Below are 18,775 nucleotides of genomic sequence, written 5' to 3'. Positions count from 1 at the left end.
TGCCGATCCCGCAGCCATGCGAACGCCGCCGGCACGATCTCACGCGCCAAGTCGGCGAAGTCGGGAACCCGCCCCAACATGGACAGCAGCGCACTCCACGCATGCTGGTTGTTCTCCGACCGGTCTTGCAGCCACTCAAACAGCTGGATCAGGATAACTTCACCTACCGACCCATGCTCTTTGTCGGCATTCTCGGCAACGCTGAGCGCCGCCAACAGTACGTGGTCAGGCACATTAGGTGCAGCGAGCATCCAGTCGAAAACCACGCTGAGCAGTCGGGAAGTCGCCTCACTGTCGAGCAGGCCGTCTGTGTTCAGCAGGCGAATGAGCGCTTCGATTACAATCGCCGCGCTTGGCTTGTTGCCCTCGTCGTCAGCCAGCGAATCGGCTTCCAACCAGACGTACACCGGCTCCAGAAGTACGACCAGGTCGGTCACCGGCAGACTTCGGAGCAGCCAGGCCACCTGCCGAGCGTCCGCGGTCCACTCCAGCTCCTTGCGGAGGCTCCGCGTGAGTCGCTCAATGATGATTTCCCGGCAGTCGGCACCCAGGCGTTCGGCTATCTCGATCGACTCAAGGGGCCCCACAGAGAAATCGGCAACCTTGAGCGTCCATGGGAGGTCAACAGTAAGTAGGAACTTCCGTTCCTGCGGATGCAAATTTGCGGACGACAGGTGGTACAGCTGCCAGGCGGCAAGCCAACTTTGGGCGTCCTCAGCGTTTAGGCACTTACGTAGCGCGGCGCGGAAATTCAGCCGAGCCGCCCTCGACGGTTTGAGCGCTCGTACCAAACCACACAACGACTTCGTCTCCATGGTCCCATGTGCAACGGCGGCGCTCCACCGCGTGGCAAATTGCCTGGCGAGCTGGTTCGCCTGCTGCGCCTTGTGAGCAAGGATCATCTCCGCTAGCTGCGGGACGGCTGTATACGCCCGCACAGAGGCCTCGAGCACACCCCTGTCCACGTCGAGGCCACGGAGGGGGCGGTGCTGCCACGCTTCACCCGCGACCCGCGCGTGAGTAGTGCCAACGAGCCGGTAGTCCGGAAGCCCATGGAGCGGAGTGTGCACGGAGAAGATACGCCAGCCGTCACGCGTCACCATTTCTTGCATCTCTTGCGCGAGGTAGCTCGGAGGTTTCTCGGCGAGAGTGATCGACAGAAATTCCTGCAGCAGAGGCTCGGGACACAGCACGTGGTGGCGGTGGAAATAACAGGTCACCGCAAAGGCGGCCACTGGCCAGGGAAGCTGGCGGATATCCGTAGTCGGATCTATCGAGATGCCGCCGTTGAGCGTCATCCAGATCCGCTGCATGATGTCACGAAAAGACTCACCCGCAGCGGCCTCCATAGCGATAACCAGCAAGTCCGCGTCGGCGGTTAGTGGACTGGTCGGATCTCTATGGTGTAGAAGGGCCAACCGCTCCCGTTCCTCCTCGGAGGGCCGGGAGACTTCGAACGTCCGACCGAGCACCTGCCTGCCAAACAGCCAGTGCGCGAAGCGATGAAACAAAAAGTCTGGGCTCGCGCCCAACACAGAGACCCCGCGGTGTTGCGGACGACCAAGCGCCTGCAGCAGTTCGACCCAGCCGGAGTTCGCGAAGAACGGATCATCCAGCAGAACCAGCACAGGCACGCCTTCAGCGGCGAGTCGGTCTAGCGCACGGAGGTAGGCGGTACCGCTGGCATTCATCACCCGTTCGGTCTTCACTCCGAAGTCAGCGACCACGCACTCACCAGCCATGACCAGCATCGCCGCCACCCGCCGGACCAGCGTCGTCTTCCCTGCCCCGGGTGCACCCAGGACGAACAACGAGTGCAACTGCCGGTCCGTGCCACGCACAATCGGCTCCAGCAGTTCATCTTTCACTGCAGCATACAACACATCAGTCTGGTCGCGCTCAATAAAACGCAGTTCCGGATCGCCGCCGTGCACGACGTCGGCCCAATCCGGCGACCGCGCCACATAGCGTCGCTTCGGCATGCGCGCCTGCGCCACAAGGTACTCCCGGTCTACGACCAGGAATGGCACGACATCTTCCTCAGGCACGCCGTTGTAGATCACCGTCAAGTCATGCCCGGCGACGTGCCCGCCGGTGAGCGTGATGTTCCCTTCTTCTACGACAGGACCCTCGACACGGCTCTGCGCTTTATCGCGGGCCATCAGAGTCCTTGCCCATGGGTCGCACAGGAGGGGTGACGGTGAGGTCGTGTCCTGCGACATATTTACCTTTTAGCGTAATGTCACCCTTTCTTGCTACTGGCCCCTCGATCGTGCGCGGCTCCGGCTCGGCGGACCGGTCCTTGGCCGCGCTCCGGTACGCGACGAACGCGGTCACCCCGGCGCCGACTACCAATGCCGCCCCGAACGCGATCCAGGCCCACATCGCATCCCTGGTCAGCTGGTTCCCCAGTACCCCCGCGACCGCAGCCACGACAAAGCTCGCCGCGCTACCTGCTGTTACGGCTGTTCTTGTCACCATCGCACCTCCAGTGGATAAGGCTGTCACGTTCTTAACGGTCGCCAGTTGGCCCCTGTTACACACAGCGACGTGCACATCGCAACGAGTCCTTAGGTCATCGCTCTATGTCACCACGGTTCACAACCATCCAGCGTCCTCCTGCGTCGATGAGCGTGCAACCAGCGCCGAGATGAGGTGACGAAGGCCGGAACCATTGGCGTCCATGGGGATGCGTCGTGAACGTCCGTCCGGGCATTGTAGGCACTCATCGGGTTAGCTGGCGTGGGTTGCCGACCGTAATCAAGACCGCCGTTGGCTGCAGGACCAGAAGCCGAAGAAGCGCGGCGGACGTCGTTACAGCGGATATATATCTCCACGAGTCGCAGTTCAATCGAAAGACCAGGACCTGCCTCAGCAAGCGGACCGCGTGGCACGACAGGACAACTTGCAGACTGGAAGGTCACACATACATCTGCTGTGGCGGGGTGAAGTGCGCGAATCCGCCGATACATTCGCAGGCCTACATGGCGGTACAAGGAAACGAAGAACGCGTCGGAATTGATCGACAGGTTGATGTCCTTCGAGATTTCAACAAAGACACTCGGCGCAAGATCCACTCCGACCGGCGAGCCCGAGCGTACCAGTCGGCGGCCAGACGTCCTGTCATGCCGCTGGTCGAGCGCCGTAGACGTCGCTACTGCCGAATTGAGGATTTCGCAGCCAACGGCGTCGGGTACATTCCCTGCGTGTCCACACATCTCAGCCCCGGCGCTTCAGGAGCGATCCGGCGCTTTGCCGGATGGGTCGCCCGGGGCTCGGTCGGCCATCCGATGCTGGACGGGATCGACTACTGGGACGAGCTCAAGGACTCACCGTCCCAGATGGAGGTCTGTTTCGCCATCTTCGCAAACGTCCTCGAGCTTGACGATCAGGGCCAACCCGTCAACGAAAAGCACGCTGAACGCCGCGCCGCGCTGTGGCTCTACAAGTACTGCACAGGAGAACTCCCACCCGGGGAGGCAGAACTGGATGGGTGGGAGGTCCAGCTCTACTGAGCGGCGGTTGCAGTCGACGACTCGACACGGCCGGGCGACCTCCTCGTGATCGCCATGGCCGGCGCAGTCCGACCGTCAACTTTCCCCGCCGTCGATCGAGCGCAAAGCTTCCAACGGTGTGCGGCCCGTCGCCTCAGCCAGGGCCGTCACAGCCGCTGCCGCCGGCGCGGTCAAGATCAACACCGCCAGCCCCGCATCCTCCTGATCGGCGACGTTGGTGATGTTGTGGACTCCGCGCCCTCATCGGCAAGGTAGGCAGCCACCCCTCGACCGCGGCACAACGCCGGCTGCCCGCTCCTTCGTCCGTTGCTCGGCATTCGGCCAGTATCCTCGCCAACGCCCGCTCATGCCGCAGGTGGCGCGCTCCCCGACCTTGTGCTGCGAGCGATCTCATCGAGCATCGGAGGTCATGGAGCCCTCGGACCTGGACGAAACCATGCTACGACTGGCGGCTACGGCGTACCTCGGACGCTATACCGGCGCTTCGCGGACGCATTCGGAGTCGGACCTGCGGATCTTCTTCACCTGGTGCGGCGAACGCGACGTTGCCCCGCTGGCAGCGCGCCGGGCGCAGATCGAGCTGTACGTGCGCTGGATGCAAGAGGTGCGACGATTCAAGCCCTCCACGGTCTCGCGCAGGATGTCCGTGGTCACCGGCTTCTACCGCACCTGCGTCATCGACACCGTGCTCGAGCACTCGCCGGCGGAGTACGTCCGGCGTCCGATGGTGCCCAACGAGTCACCAACCCTCGGCCTATCCCACCTACAGTTCGAGGCGCTGCTGAGCGCGGCCCGGGAATCGGTCAACCCGTTCGACTTCGCGCTGGTCGCGACGCTCGGCCTACTCGGCCTCCGAGTGTTCGAGGCCTGCGCCGCGGACATCAGCGACATCGGCGAGGAACACGGACATCGGGTGCTGAGGGTGGTCGGCAAGGGCGGCAAAATTGTCTTAGTGCCGCTGCCGCCAGCGGTCGGCCGGGCGATCGACCGAGCCGTCGGCGACCGCGAGCACGGTCCAGTCCTGCTCAACCGACGAGGCATCCGCATGGACCGGCACTGCGCCACCCGCCGGCTGCGCAGGCTGGCCGAGGCCTCGGTCGTGCGGCTCCCGCGGATGCACCCGCACATGCTCCGCCACACCTTCGTCACCACGATGCTCGACGCGGGCGTCGACCTGCGCGATGTCCAGATCGCTGCCCGCCATGCCGACCCGCGCACGACCATGCGTTACGACCGTGCCCGCAAGAACCTCGACCGGCATCCGAACTACATCCTGGCGGCGTACATGGCGTCCGCAACCTGACACCCAACGCACTATCGTGCCGACAAGCGCGTTTGATGCGGGAACCCCGACACCTCCCGTCGAGGAGTGAGTTCCCCGGACCCGGCCCGGCTCGAACGGGCTGCCACCCCCACCATGCGACGGGCAGGACGCACCCTTACCGGGTAGATGCGCCTTGGGCGGGCTCTCCGCGATGGTAGGTCGGTGGCCTCGGCCGCAGCGACCGGATTCGCCTGTGTGCACCGCTCGCTCATGCCGAAGAGCGGACAACTGGGCGCCGCCGCTTACGCCGTCACCACATTGATAACCGCGGCGAAAGCCAGGCTGCGGTCGCATGTGTCAGTGGCGCCTCTGATCGTCCGGCTCCCGCGAAACCGGCTCGTGCCGCGTCAGAACCCGTGGTAGCTGAGGGCAGCCCAGTCGGCCGGGTGCCGGTAGGCCCGCTCGTCAGGATCCCTCAGATGAAGTGCGCGGACCAGGCCGGTCAGGTCCGGGTCCGCGGCGAGCGGCACCACGGCGGCGAGATCCCGGGCCTTCCCCGCGTTCGTCGTGTCCCTGAGCCAGCGTTGGGCGGCTTGCAACGCCGCCGCCGGCTGCTGTCCTTCGGACCGCCACAGCTGGTAGAACCGCGCGATGAGCAGGCTCACGGCCTCGCTGCGGACAGCCCAACGGGTCGCGACGACACCTGCGACGCCCGCTTGGATCAGGCCGGTGGGCAGGCTGATGACCTCGTCCGGCAGCACGCTTCCCGGTTGGTCGGTGTCGCAGGCGGACAAGACGGCGAGGCGGACTCCTGATCCGGTGCCGATGAGCCGGAGCTCGAGAATGTCGCGCAGGGTCAGTTCATCGTCGCCGGCCAGGACGAGCGCGCTGTTCAGCGGCTCGTCCGGGTGGGCCTTGCCGTGGCAGATGAAGTGGTGGACGTCCGCGGTGGCCAGGGCAGCGCGCACCGACGGGCGGTCGGCCATGTCGCCGGTAAGCACGGCAGACGCCGCAAACCAGTGCCGAGCCCATGCCGTTTCGGCTCGCGCGTAGCCGATCGGTTCCCACGAGCTCGGGCGCGGGTCGGCGATCACAGCCAGCTGTGTGCCCGGTGTCCGTGCCGCGATCCGGCCGGTGACCCGGAGGCTGCGGGCGTTCGGCACGTAGGTCACCACATGGTCGTCGAGGGCGTACCGGCGGCCTTCCTCGACCGGCATCCACGCCGCGTGCAGGGGAAGCGTCGTCACACCGCCCGAAGGCACCAAGGCGATCCGTCCGGCGTTTCCGGCGAGTGATCGTACTGGCGCCATGATCGCCGTCCACGACCACCGGGTGACCGCGTCGATCGTCCCTTCCCAAGCACCGACCCGGGAAGTCGCCCGACGGCGGCCCTCGAGCAAGGCGTCCGCGCGCCGCTGGACCGCGGAGGCGGTGGCCGCGGGGAGCTCGATCGCGTGGACCCCACCATCGGCACCGACAGCCAGCGCGACGCCGGCTGGACGCGCGGCTGCGACGTAGACGACGACCGTGCCGTCGGTGATCGCGTCGCGGACGTCCGCGAGGGTGGGAGCGTGGAGGAAGCGCTCGTAGCCGGGAACGCCGCGGATCGACTCGATCACTTCGTCGATCGTGGCGCGATGCGCGCGCAGCACCCTCGGGCCGGTGCCCTGCGACTGCGCGCCGTCCAGCGCCGCGGTCGCCTCCCGGTAGCGCCGGACCAGGTCGGCGTGTTCTGTGCCGGCTAGCTCGTCCAGCTCGATCCGTTCGCGTTCGAGCACCTCGGAAAGCAGCAAGCTGCGACCTGACTCCAGGGCCAGCACGGCGTCTTCGAGCTGGCCGGCTCGAAACATCGCGTAGGCCGCCGCTGCGGGCAATCCCTGGGACTCGGTCAGCCAGGTCTCGCGGTCCTCGCGCAGAACCTGCGTGCGGAACAGTCGCCGGGTTGCCTCCAGAGCACCGCCGTAGGCCGTGCACGCCTCGTCCCAGTTCTCCCGCCGGGTGGCCCAATCACCCCAAGCGCGCCCTGCGGACAGCGCCCACTCGAGGGAAGTCTCCAGTCCGTGGCGCAGAGCTTGCCGGTAGCACTCGATGGCTTCCGCGGCCATCGTCGCGTCGCCGGTGGATGCACTGCGGTCCTGCAGTGTCCGCCCGAGGTTGTACAGCCGGGGTGCGCGCTCCTGTGAGGCTTCCGGGGTGAGCCGCAGCGCGGTGCGGTAGTGCTCCAGCGCGGTGGCGGCGGTTTGGCGGTCGCCGGTGATCCGGCTGAGCGTGTCCAGTGCGTTGGCGAGGTTGTTGTGCGAGCCGGCGACCTGCCAATCGCCGGCTGGCCGGGCGGCCAACTCCCGTCGGTGCAAGTCGGCCGCGGCGTGGACGTCGTTCTCGTCACCGAAGTCGTGATAACGGGTCAGCAAGGCGTTCCCCAGGCTGTCCAGGGCGGTCAACTCGCCGTTCCCGCCCAGCCCGACAGCTCTCCGCAGCAGCCCGATGGCCTCCTCCAGGTCGGCCGGGGACCGGGTCCTGAGGTACCGGTTGCGCAGGTACATGCCGATCGTTTCCCCGTGATCCGTGGCGTTCCCCGCGACGCCGTCGGGGCCGCGTCTGCCCTTCGCTTCGCGCAGGAGGTCGATGGCCCGGTCGAGATCGTCCAGCCCGCCGTGGACGGTGTACCTGGTGAACAGGAGCTTCGCCAGGCTGTACTGGTAGTCGAACCCGCCGGCGGCGTCGGCCACGCACAGCTCGGCGAGGTGGATCGCCTCGGTCAGCAGCGTGGGGTCACCACTGGCCAGGAATTGGGAGTGCAGCACGGAATTCAGGTGAGACCGGCCCAATGCGAGCAACGTCGCGTCGTCGTCCGCGGCGGCGACGGCCCGTCGTAGGTGCCGGGCAGCGCGGTCGAGGAACTCCGGGTCGTTGTACTCGTGGTGGAGGTGGATCAGGCAGCTGCCGAGGTTGCATTCCATCCGGGCTCGTTCGAGGCTGCCGTCCGGGGCGAGCCCGAGTCCGTCGGTGAGCAGCGTGACCGCCGTTTCGATGTCGGCGATCGTCGCGGTCAGGATGCCCCGCCAGTTGTGGGCGATGGCGGCGCGGTTGAGCACCGCCTGCCGGAAGGCGGGCGTGGCCGCGGAGAACCGCCGGTCGGCGACGAGGCCGTCCAGCGTCTCGACGAGCCGGTTCAACCCGGTGGACGCACCGTCGTCGAGGTGGCGCCCCAAGGCGTCGTCGGCTTGGTCCAGCCGCCGCCGGAACCGGCGGGGGACGTCCGGTATCGGACGCCAGCCCAGCCGGTCCGCCGCGCGTCCGGTCATTCGGGGTTCCCCGGCAGGGGAGTACCGCGCTCGAGGTGGGCGGTCACCTGCTCCCCGAGCTGACGTCCGTCGGCGGGCTCGACGCCCAGCGCGGTGTAGAGCTCGGTGCGGTAGAGGTCGTAGCAGCTCTGGATCAGCTGTCCGTACGTCCCCGCGGCGGCCAGCGTGACGCGGTACCCGATGACCGTCCCGAGCACTGCCGGCAGGAGGGCCCACCAGCTGAACGGCGTCCACACCAGGAAGAGAAGGCTCCAGAGCCAGAGCCTCGCGCCCTCGTCCAGTCGCGACCGCGCCGCGGTGACTTCGGTGCGCGCCGCGTCCGGCAGGACCAGCCACAGCCGTGGCCAGCACACGATGGCGTCCAAGCCGTAGCGGTGCCGGGCCCGGGTTTCGGCGGCCTTGAGCACGTTGCCCAGCCGCGTCGGCATGCGGTCGCGGGGGTCGGCGGGAACACCGGCCCGCCAGGCGTTCAACGTCGCGTAGCGGGTGCGCTCGCCCGCGGTCAGGCTGTCTTCCCGGCGCGCGAGTTCCCGCCAGCGCTCCTGCCGGCGGTCGATGCGCCGGCCGCGCAGCCGAACCAGCAGCGCCCGGGCCGGACCTGCCCAGGCCGGCCAGTAGCCTTCGAGTGTGCGCAGCACGCCCGGCGTGACGAGGTCGGCCAGCCGTGCCGTTCCCGCCACGAGCAGCAGCGCCACCACGGCGAGAACCACTTGCGCCGCGGGCGTCGCGCCGCCGAACGTCTCCGACCAGCGCCGGCCGAGGTCCTGCGGGGCCGTCCACGCCAGCACGCCGCCGATCCAGAACACCAGCGCGGGGGAGAGCAGCAGGCTTGCCCATCGGTCGGCGACCTTGCCGCCCAACCCCGACCACATCCCGGTCAGCACGTGGGTATCACCGGACCGCCGTCAGCGGGCCGTGCCCTCGCGGGCACCGCTCGGGCACGGGCTCGCCGACTTCGAACACCGGGTACTCGTAGCCGCAGTCGGCACAGCCGTATCGCAGCGGGGCCGACGGTTCGCCCCGGCCGGGCAGGCTCGTGTAGGTGCCCACTGATTCGGTGGCCCGGGTGGTGTCGGGCTCTTCCGGCAGGTGGCGACGCATTGCGGCCCGGAGCTCGGGGTCTGCGGTCAGTACCTGGAGGATCTCGTCGGCGACCGGCTCACCGGCGTCAGCTTGGGTCAGCAGGTCTGCTATCCGGCCGGCTTCGGGACGCGCCGTCCACTGGTCCCTGATCGTCCGCGCCGCGGCGACGACGTCCTCATCACGCACTCTCCGCCTCCAGCCCCTCGCCCGGCGTGACTCTCGGGTTCACGGTACCGGGTCCGGGCGTAGGGCCCGGCGATTCCGACGGAGTGCGTACCAGCTCGGCACTGCGACGCGCGCGCCCGTAACCCGCATCTGAACCCTCGAACGCGAGCCGTGTCAGCACGGCCGCTCCTTGGAGCTGCCGAAAACACGACAAGAACATGACCACTCCCCGAGAGAGGCGACCGCCGTGGCATCCGGCGCGACCTCACAGTGCGACCAGCGGGCGAACGCGCAGCACCGCGTGACCGGGAGGACTGCTTGGCTGGACCAGGCCGACGCGTCCGAACACTCAACCTGGCGATCTCCTGGCCGCACCGTCGACGCCGACGATATCCGCTGGTTATCGACTCAGCTCAGGGCAGAGGACGGCGAGGTGTTCACACCGCCCTGGCCCGACGGCGACCAACCGAACGCCGGCAAGTGGGCGTGGCAGTCGTACTCGCCCGAGTTGACCCTCGCAGTGGCTCGCACATGGTGCGAGAGGCGTTGATCGGTTACCGTCAGCTCGTCGAGCTCAACTTCGCCGCATTCGGGACGCCATGGGCCTGTACGGCATGCTTCCGGTGCGGGTAGAGGGGCTCGTCTGCATACCTGATAACGACGAAGAGCCCCGGGTCGCGATGGTCGACCAGTCTCGCCTACGACTGGCTGGTTCAGGATTTGGCCGAGGTCAGGTCGCTGGATGCCGGCTTTCGGTTCTCCGACTTGCGAGTTGGCGCCCGCAAAGGCTGCTGGCTCTGGGGAAGAGGTCGTCGAGAGGGACTTCTTGTGCTTTACCTCGACGATCCGGTCGGCGGCGTGCACGATTTCGACTAGCTCGTGGAGATCATGATCCTGACCGTGGAGCGCCGACTCGCTGAAGGCGGCCCAGCAGGTCGTCGCGAGCTTCGCGACGTAGCGCTATAGCCGGTTTTCTGGCTCGGCGTGCGGGAGGGCGAACCAACGCTGGCTGTGTCGGTGATACTGCAGCACCGCGGCCGGGACGACGAACAGGATGGGGAACATCGTCAGGCAAGACACCGCCCCGCATACGAGCAGCACCATGCGGACATCCCGGCCGCGCCGGAGCCGGAGTCCGTTCCACCACAGAATGACGCCGAGCACGGCGAACGCACCGGCGAGCAGGTAACCCCTGGCCAGGGCTGCCAAGCCGCCGAACGCGAACCACACCCCCAGGATGATCCACAACATCGAAGCCGCGCCGACGACGCTTGGGCGCGGAACCTCCGAACTGCCGGTTTCGCTCATATCGCCGCAAGTTAGTCAGGCCTGCCGGGACCGGTCCCGGTGTGCGCTGCCTCTCGGCTACCTCGTCGATCGAGACTCGAAAGTTTTCGGTACGGTCGGGCGGGTCGATGGCTTTCCACAGTTCGAGCACGAGGACCAGATGCTCTGCCGCGCCGCGATGGCGTCGCCGTGTTCGCTCTCGAGCTGACCGAATGGTGCCAGCAGCCGACTTCGTTGCTGCGGTCGCCGTCGAGGTGGCACACGTGAGCGGCGCGCCGCAGGTCGCGCGCCACCCGGCGGGCCAAGGCTGCCGCGGCGGACGCGGCCACCGTTCTCGCCTGTTTCGGGCGGCCGTGGCGACCGGGGACAGGCCCACCGGCTTCTACGTGCCGCTCCATCACAGTTCCGATACCTCGACGGGGGACATGGCCTGGTCGGCTCAGGTAGGACGGTTGCTACACGAGCCAGCATTTCTACGTCAGGACCGGTGAGAGCGTGGACGAGGCCCTCGCCGGGAACCAGGACACGCTGGAGGGCGCCGGCGCTGCACCACCGCCATGTGCCGGATCAAGGGAACTGGCCCTTGGTCGATCGCGGGACCCCTCCCGGTTCGCGTGGTTACTGTCCGCTCCCGTGACGAACAGCATTCGGCGGAAGTACTCGTGGCGGACCCGGCTGCCGGTCGTGGGGATCGTCGTGGTGGTGACCGCGGGCGTCGTCGCCGCAGTCAGTGGGGCCGCGAACCCACTGCCCGGTCTGCGGGTGTTGCCCGGTGGTCACTGGGTCTACAACTCGGTGCTGCGCGTGGCCTTCCACGTCGACGGTGGCACCGCCGGCATCGACGCGCAGGTCGCGGTGCCCGGTGATCAGGGCAGTCAGGTGCTGCAGGGGGATACCAGCGGGTACGTCGTCGGCAGCACGCGGATCACCGAGTTCGGCAAGTCGGACCTGACGGCCCGGCCGTCGGCGGTGCCGCCGTCGGCCGAGGTTCCGGTGGGGGTGGAGACCGCGGGCGGGCCATACGTGGTGTACCGCCGGGCCGGGCAGGTCGCCCGGCTCGGGGACCCGGCCGCGACGATGTCCGCCGGTGGCCCGGTCGGTGACCCCGTCGCCACCGCCGATGGCACGCTTTGGCTGCCCCGCACCACCTCCGGGCTCCTCTGCCGCCTCGACCGGGGCGCGGTCGGCCTCTCGTCCTGCCCGGTGGCGCTGCCTGCCGGTCACCACGGGGCGCTGACCTTGGTCGGCGACTCGTTGCGCTTCGTCGACACGACTGACGGTTCGTTGCGCGCGGTCGAGGCCGGTGGCCTCGGCGCGGCGGTGCCGATGGGCGTCGTGGCCGCCGCGGACCTGCGGCCGGCGGCCAACGACGTCGCGGGGCGGGTGCCCGTTCTCGATCCGTCCGCGAACCGGCTGTACCTCGTCGATCCGGCGACGGACCCGCGGCCGGCGATCGTCGTGGCGCTGCCCGCGGGGCAGTACGACGGTCCGGTGGCCGGTGGACCCGTTGTCGCGCTGGTGAACCGCAGCACCGGCACCCTGCTCACCTTCGACGCCGCCGGCCGGCCGCTCGACACCAAGCCGGTGCCGCCCGGTGAAGGAACCTCCCGGCTCGTCCGGGGCGAAGACGCCCGCGTCTACGTCGATGGCGGTCAGGGGACCCACGTGCTGGTCGTCGGGAAGGACGGCAAGGTCTCCGACGTGCCGGTGGTGCCGCCCGCCGGCAAGCCGGACCAGCCGGCGCCGGACCACCCCATGCCGGGGCAACCTCCGGTGCTCCCCCCGGTCGAGCAGCCGGGCACGGGCGGGAAGCCGGACGGCGACAGCGGCACCAAGCCGAAGCCCCATAACCCGTCGCCCCCGCCGCAGAACTCGGCTCCGCCCGCGGTTCCGGCCAGTCCGCCCGGTGCGCCGCCGGGGGTGTCGGCGACCGGCGGCGACAGCTCGGCGACGGTGAGCTGGGGTGCGGCCGCGGACAACCGGGCGGCCGTGACGTCCTACCGGGTCAGCTGGGGCGGCGGTACGCGGACGGTTGGGGGCGGGACCCGGCAGGTCACGATCACCGGTCTGGCCAACGGAACCCGCTACACGTTCACCGTCGTCGCGGAGAACAAGGCGGGCACCGGCCCGGGTGCGTCGGCGTCCGCGACCCCGGCGGCGGCCGCGTCGGCGCCGAAGCTCACCGCGACCTACCGCGACGGAGGCGCGTCGCTGTCGTGGACCCAGCCCGACCTCGGTGGCGGGCAGCTGGTGCACTACGTCGTCACCGGGACCGGGCTGGCGCAGCAGACGGTGTCCGGCACGACCGCGACGTATTCCGGGCTGAGCGCGGGGAAGTCCTACACCTTCACCGTCCGCGCGGTGGCCCGCACGCCCGACGGGCAGACCCGCACCGGCGCCGCGGCATCGAAGTCGATCACCGTGCCGTCACCGAAGATCACGATCACCCAAGGTGCTCCGACCACGAGCGGCAGCTGCGATGCGCCGGACTGCGCGCGGGTGAACGTGACGATGACGGGCTTCGCCCCGAACACGACGTACAACATCAGGCTCAGCTCCGACAGCAACACCAACGTGCGGACCGAGTCGGCGCGGACCAACGCGAACGGCTCGCTGACCTACAACCAGCTCGACTACGACGAACCAGGCCAGACGATCTGGGTCAGCGTCACCACCCCCGACGGCACAGTCGAATCCAACACGATCAAGTGGAAGAAACCATGACCCAAGCACTTCCGCCCGGCGCCGTCTACGAGCGCATCGCGGCGAACGTCCACAGTGTCCTGCGCGGCAAGCCGGAGCTGGTGCGCCTCGCCGTCGCCACCCTGTTCGCCGAGGGGCACCTGCTCGTCGAAGACGTGCCCGGCGTCGGCAAGACGACGCTGGCGCGCTGCCTGGCCCGCAGCATCGGCGGGTCGTGGAACCGCATCCAGTTCACCCCGGACCTGCTCCCCGGCGACATCACCGGCGTGCCGGTGTACCACCAGAAGGAAGAACACTTCGAGTTCCACCCCGGCGCCGTGTTCGCCAACGTCGTCGTGGCGGACGAAATTAACCGCGGCACACCGAAGACGCAGTCGGCACTGCTCGAGGTGATGGCCGAACGGACCGTCACGGTCGACGCGGTCCGGCACGAGGTGCCGCGGCCGTTCCTGGTCGTCGCGACGCAGAACCCGATCGAGCTGGCGGGCACCTACCGGCTGCCGGAAGCGCAGCTCGACCGGTTCCTGATGCGCCTCGACGTCGGCTACCCGGACCTCGCTTCCGAAGTCATGGTGATCATGGGCGACTGCGCCGGTATCGGTCCGGACGAGCTCAACCCGGTGGTGGACATTCCGACGCTGCGGCAGACGATCCAGCAGGTCCGCGCGGTGCACGTCGACCGCGCGGTCTGCGAGTACGCCGTCCGGCTCGCCGCCGCGACGCGCGCGCACGTCGCGCTGCGCCACGGGGCCAGCCCGCGTGGCAGCATCGCGCTGATCCGCGCCGGCCAGGCGTTCGCGGCGACCGACGGCCGCTCGTTCGTGACGGTCGACGACGTCAAGGCGGTCGCCCACGCGGTGCTCGCGCACCGGCTGATCCTGACGGCCGACGCGGAGTTGAACGGCCGTCGCGCCACCGGGGTCGTCGACGAGGTCCTCGACGCGACCTCCGCGCCGATGAAGGCGGGGACGACGGTCTGATGATCCGGCTGACCCGGCGCGGTTTCGGGGTTCTCGCGGGCACTGTCGTGCTCTTCGCCTTCGGCCAGTGGGCCGGCTACCCGTTCTTCCTGGCGATCGCCGGGGCCGGGGCCGGCGCGCTCCTGGCAGCGGTGGTGCTGACCGGACGCCGTCCGCGCGTCGCCGTCACGCGCGAGGTCTACCCGGACCGCGTCGAGCGCGGACGGCCCGCGGTGGCCACCCTTCGGGTGCACAACCCGACGGGACGCCGGCAGGTCGCGTTCAGCGCGGGGGACCGCATCGGCGGTGGTCTGCGCGAGGTCCGGATCCGCGCGCTGGCGCCGAACGCCGAGGCGGTGCACCACTACGAGCTGCCAACGGCGCGGCGTGGCCGGCACCAGGTCGGCCCGCTCACGCTGGATCGCGGTGATCCGTTCGGGCTCGGACGGCGGCAGCTCGCCGCCGGGGAGACCGCGACGCTGTGGGTGCACCCGCGCGTACACGTCCTGCACCCGCCCGGTGGTGGCCGGCCGCGCCACCACCACGAGGGCGCCGCGGCCGACAACCGGTTACGCGGCTCCTACGACCTGCGTGAGGTGCGGGAGTACGTGCCCGGGGACGAGGTCCGGCACCTGCATTGGAAGGCGACCGCCCGGACCGGCCGGTTGATGGTCCGCGACTACGTGGACCCCGATCAGCCGCGGTTCACCGCGCTGCTGGACAGCCGCCTGGAGGGGCCGGTGCTCGAGGAAGCGGTCGATCTCGTGGCGTCGCTGGTCGCGTCGGCGGCGCGCGCGGACCGTCCGTCGAGGCTGGTGTCCTCGGCTGGTCTCGACCTGGAGACCTCCGGCGGGGTGCGGTCGGTGCGGCCACTACTGGACGCGCTGTGCGTGCTCGAACCGTCCGACGCCGGAACGCTGGTGCCCGAACAGCTGACCCGTGGCGGAGTCGGCGGCCTGGCCGTGGTCACCGCGGGCGGCACGCCCGCCGACCGGGCCGCGCTGGCCGCGTTGCGCGACCGCTTCGCGCCGCTGGTCGTCTTCGTCTTCGGTGACCCGGGACCACTCGCCGGGATTCCCGGTGCGACCGTGCTCGAAGTCTCCGACGCCGCCGACGCGGCCCGACGCTGGAACGCGGTTGCCCCATGACTCCACCGTGGACACAACGCTGGACGACGGCGCTGCTGCTGTTCGCCACCGGCCTGCCTGGCCTGTTGTTCGCGCCGGTCTTCGGTTTCGGCCCCCTCTTACTCCCGATCGCCGTGGTGCTGGTGGCCGTGTTCGCCGGCGCCGAACTCTGCGCCCGGGTCGGTGCGCTGCGGCCGTGGCGGCCGGTGGTTTCCCTCGGCCTCGGTCTGCTTGCCCTGGGCGAGCTGGAGTTCGGCCCGGGTCTGCCGGACGCGGCGATGGTGCGCGGCCTGCTGGACGGCGTCACCCGGTCCTGGCAGCTGACCCTGCAGTCGACGTGGCCGGCGCGCCCGGACGCGGAGCTGCTCCTGTTCGTCCCCCTCGCGGTGCTGGTCGCCGCGGTGCTCGGCGTCGAACTGCTTCGCCGTCCGGCCGTGGCGCTGGTGCCGGGACTGGCCGTCGCCGGACTGAGCCAGGCCTACGTGGCGCTGTCCGGACCGGTCGCGACGGCGGCCGGGCTGGCGTACTGCGGTGTCGCCGGCGCGCTGTTCGCCGTCACCCGCCGCGGCGGCGCCCGGGTGCTGCTGGTGGTGCCGTGCGCGCTGCTCGCGGTGGCCGCCGGGGCGGGTCTCACCGCGATCGACCAAGGCACCCGGCCGTCGCTGGCGATCGATCACGAAGCCGCGGCGCCGCCGGCCCTGCGGGTCGACGATCCGCTCGACGACGTCGCCGACCGGCTGTCCCACCCGGCGCCGGCGGTGTTCAGCTACACCAGCACCACGCCGGTCGACCGCTGGCGGACCGCGGTCCTCGGCGACTTCGACGGCGTCACGTGGCGGGCTGGCGCGGACTACCTGCGGCTGGGATCGTCGCTGGGTGAGGCCGTCCACCACGCGCGGATCACGGTCCCGGCCGGTTCGAGCGGCCCCTGGCTGCCCAGCCAGGCCGAGCCCACCTCGGTCTCCGGGATCGCGCCGCTGGTCGACCCGCGTACCGGCACCCTGCTGCTGCCCGGTCGCGACGGCGCGGTCTGCTACGACCTCGGCTGGCGGGAACCGGCCGTCGCGCCGGGGGACCTGCTCGACGCCGGGATCGACGCCGCGGCGGTGACCGGCGGGGTCGGGCAGGTGCCGCCGGGGGTCGCCGGGCTGGCGAAGACCGCGACCGGCGGGCTGCGGCCGTCGTTCCGGGCGGCCCTGGTGCTGGAGCGCTACCTCGCCGGGCACTACCGGCTGGCCACCGGGCCCGTGCTGCCGACCGGGAGCGGGTGGCCGCAGCTGAGCGCGTTCCTGACGACGACCCGGGCCGGGACCAGCGGGCAGTTCGCCGCCGCGTACGTCGCGCTGGCGCGGATCGTCGGCCTGCCCGCCCGGATCGCGGTGGGATTCCGGGCTCCGCCCGGTAGCGGAGGTTCGGTGACCATCCACAATGGAGACGCGTTCGCCTGGCCCGAGGTCGCCGTCGCCGGGGTCGGCTGGGTACCGCTCGACCCGAGCGGCAGCGCGGCCAAGGGAACGGGCGCGGCGCCGGGCGCCCTGGCCCGCGCTGTCGATCAAGCCGGGAAAGAGCTGCCGCCCGATGCCCAGCTGCACGACCCGGACGTCCCGGACACCGGAGCCCCGTCGCCGCCGGACGATGACTCGCCGATCAACTGGCCCGTGGACTTGGCTTGGCCGGGCCTCGGCGCTGTCGCGGTGCTCGTCCTGCTGGCCGCGGCGATCCCGGTCCTGCGTGCCGCGCGCACGGCGCGACGCCGTCGCCGCACCGGCGCGGACGCCGTCGTCGCGGCGTGGCAGGAAGCTCGGGATGTCCTGCGGGCACACGGCTTCGCGACGCCTCGCGGGGCAACCGTCCGAGATCTGGCCCGCCGTCTTCCGGCCACTGTGGACAACTCCGTCGGGGAGGGGCTGGGCTGGCTGGCGCGACAGGTCGATGTCGCGCTGTGGTCCGGTGATCCCGCCGACCACCGGACCGTGGACCAGGCGTGGTCGGCGGTACACGCGGTGCGCAAGGGCCTGGCGGGCGTGCCGTGGCGGGCTCGGCTGCGGGCCGCCTTCGACGTGCGCAGCCTGCGTGCGGTGCCGTCATGACGAGCGTGCTGACCGTGCCGGACGAACCCGCGCTCGGCGCCGGCCCGGTCGCGACCGTCTACTCCGGGGTGTTCGACGACGTTCCCGTGGCGCTCAAGGTCTTTCCGGCGCGGTTGGACCGCCGGACGCTGGCCGCGGTCGAACACGACCGCGCCCGGCTCCAGGAGCTGCCCTCGGTGCTCCCAGTCGACGGCATCGAGCAGCTGGCCGACGGTCGGCACGCGCTCCGGATGGAGCTGTGCTCCCAATCCCTCGCCCGGCTGATCGCCGACGAGCGGTGGCTCCAGCCCGGCGACGCCATCGGCCTCGGACACGTGGTGGCGTCCGCACTCGCCGGCGCGCACGCGGCCGGCGTGGTGCACGGCCGCGTGCAGCCCGCGAACGTGCTGTTCCGCCCGAACGGCGAACTGGTGCTGGCCGACTTCGGCGTCGCGCTGCGCCAGGCGTTCCCGCGTGACATCGACGCCGAGCTGGAGTACCTGGCGCCGGAGACACTGCGTGACGAAACACTCGACGAGCGGACCGATCTCTACGGCCTCGGCGCGCTCCTGCACCGGGCGCTCACCGGCCATGCCCCGCTGCCGGGGCAGCTCGGCGAACCGGTCGGCGAACGAGTCCTGCGGCTGCTGCGCACCCCCGTCCCGGTGATCGACGATCCCGACGTTCCGGTCGTCCTGTCGGCGATGGTCGGCAGGCTGCTCGCCCCGAACCCCGAGCACCGCCCACCGGACGCCGCCTGGGTCGCCGAGCGGTTCGCCGAGCTGCTGCCGCCGTCCGCCGAGTCCGGAACCGCCGCGGCGAGCAGCTTCTCCGCGCTGCCGTCGCGGGTGCCGACGCCGGCCGCCGTGCGTCCGAAACGAGCACGCCGGAACGTCCTGCTCGGTGGTGCGGCCGCGGTGTGCGTCGCCGCGATCGGAGCGGCCGCCTTCTTCGCCGGCGGCACGCACGACTCGGCCACGACTCCGCAGACACCGCCGACGGCGGCGACGGCGGCGACGGCGGCGACGGCGGGGACCGGGCTGGAGCTGGCCGAACCCCAGGACCACGGCGACCAGGTCGTGCTCAGCTGGACCAGTGCCCTGGCCGAGGTCGACTACGCGGTGATCGTCGCCCCGGAAGGCGGGCCGAACCACGCGGAACTGGCGAGCCGCGCGCACACCGCGACGATCCCCGTCGATCCGTTGAAGCGCTACTGCTTCGAGGTGCGCGCGACCGACGGCCGTACCGTGTACACCAGCCTCTCGCGCTCGATCCGCGGTGCGGTGTGCAACCGGTGA

General features: G+C 70.1%; 12 protein-coding genes. 7 read left to right on the top strand and 5 right to left on the bottom strand.

The window, feature by feature from the left end; all coding sequences use genetic code 11:
• Positions 1–2,162: ATP-binding protein (locus ACZ4TR_RS19310; RefSeq protein ID WP_465288307.1), on the bottom strand; the 2,162-nt coding region annotated here is incomplete at its 3' end.
• Positions 2,163–3,125: 963 nt separating this feature from the next.
• Between ACZ4TR_RS19310 and ACZ4TR_RS19305 the strand changes: the two genes are divergently transcribed.
• On the top strand, positions 3,126–3,515 hold the full coding sequence (locus ACZ4TR_RS19305) for a DUF7677 family protein (protein ID WP_465288306.1): 390 nt from the start codon (positions 3,126–3,128) through the stop codon (positions 3,513–3,515).
• 409 nt (positions 3,516–3,924) lie between these two features.
• Positions 3,925–4,818, top strand: a complete 894-nt coding sequence (locus ACZ4TR_RS19300) for a tyrosine-type recombinase/integrase (protein WP_465288305.1) — start codon at positions 3,925–3,927, stop codon at positions 4,816–4,818.
• A gap of 368 nt (positions 4,819–5,186) precedes the next feature.
• Here ACZ4TR_RS19300 and ACZ4TR_RS19295 read toward each other — a convergent pair whose 3' ends face one another.
• The 4 genes from ACZ4TR_RS19295 to ACZ4TR_RS19280 form a co-directional block, all read right to left on the bottom strand.
• Entirely contained in the window at positions 5,187–8,084 is a 2,898-nt protein-coding gene (locus ACZ4TR_RS19295; protein WP_465288304.1) for a CHAT domain-containing protein, read from the bottom strand.
• Entirely contained in the window at positions 8,081–8,968 is an 888-nt protein-coding gene (locus ACZ4TR_RS19290; protein ID WP_465288303.1) for a hypothetical protein, read from the bottom strand. The genes ACZ4TR_RS19295 and ACZ4TR_RS19290 overlap by 4 nt, the downstream gene beginning before the upstream one ends.
• 7 nt (positions 8,969–8,975) lie before the next feature.
• Entirely contained in the window at positions 8,976–9,353 is a 378-nt protein-coding gene (locus tag ACZ4TR_RS19285) for a hypothetical protein (protein ID WP_465288302.1), read from the bottom strand.
• Positions 9,354–10,292: 939 nt separating this feature from the next.
• On the bottom strand, positions 10,293–10,640 hold the full coding sequence (locus ACZ4TR_RS19280) for a hypothetical protein (protein WP_465288301.1): 348 nt from the start codon (positions 10,638–10,640) through the stop codon (positions 10,293–10,295).
• A 612-nt stretch (positions 10,641–11,252) separates the two neighbouring features.
• Here ACZ4TR_RS19280 and ACZ4TR_RS19275 point away from each other — a divergent pair.
• The 5 genes from ACZ4TR_RS19275 to ACZ4TR_RS19255 are packed head-to-tail and all read left to right on the top strand — an operon-like array spanning position 11,253 to position 18,775.
• Entirely contained in the window at positions 11,253–13,343 is a 2,091-nt protein-coding gene (locus ACZ4TR_RS19275; RefSeq protein WP_465288300.1) for a fibronectin type III domain-containing protein, read from the top strand.
• Complete coding sequence (locus ACZ4TR_RS19270) at positions 13,340–14,302, top strand: AAA family ATPase (RefSeq protein ID WP_465288299.1); 963 nt, start codon at positions 13,340–13,342, stop codon at positions 14,300–14,302. Before ACZ4TR_RS19275 ends, ACZ4TR_RS19270 begins: the two co-directional genes overlap by 4 nt.
• The gene (locus ACZ4TR_RS19265) at positions 14,302–15,429 is read left to right on the top strand and encodes a DUF58 domain-containing protein (RefSeq protein WP_465288298.1); all 1,128 of its coding nucleotides are present in this window, start codon (positions 14,302–14,304) and stop codon (positions 15,427–15,429) included. Before ACZ4TR_RS19270 ends, ACZ4TR_RS19265 begins: the two co-directional genes overlap by 1 nt.
• Positions 15,426–17,498 carry a transglutaminase TgpA family protein gene (locus ACZ4TR_RS19260; protein ID WP_465288297.1) on the top strand — a complete coding sequence of 691 codons (2,073 nt, stop codon included), beginning with the start codon at positions 15,426–15,428 and terminating at the stop codon, positions 17,496–17,498. Before ACZ4TR_RS19265 ends, ACZ4TR_RS19260 begins: the two co-directional genes overlap by 4 nt.
• Positions 17,495–18,775 carry a serine/threonine protein kinase gene (locus ACZ4TR_RS19255; protein ID WP_465288296.1) on the top strand — a complete coding sequence of 427 codons (1,281 nt, stop codon included), beginning with the start codon at positions 17,495–17,497 and terminating at the stop codon, positions 18,773–18,775. The genes ACZ4TR_RS19260 and ACZ4TR_RS19255 overlap by 4 nt, the downstream gene beginning before the upstream one ends.

This window comes from Amycolatopsis sp. NPDC028719, from assembly GCF_055565395.1.
This window is presented reverse-complemented; position numbering and strand designations above follow the sequence as displayed.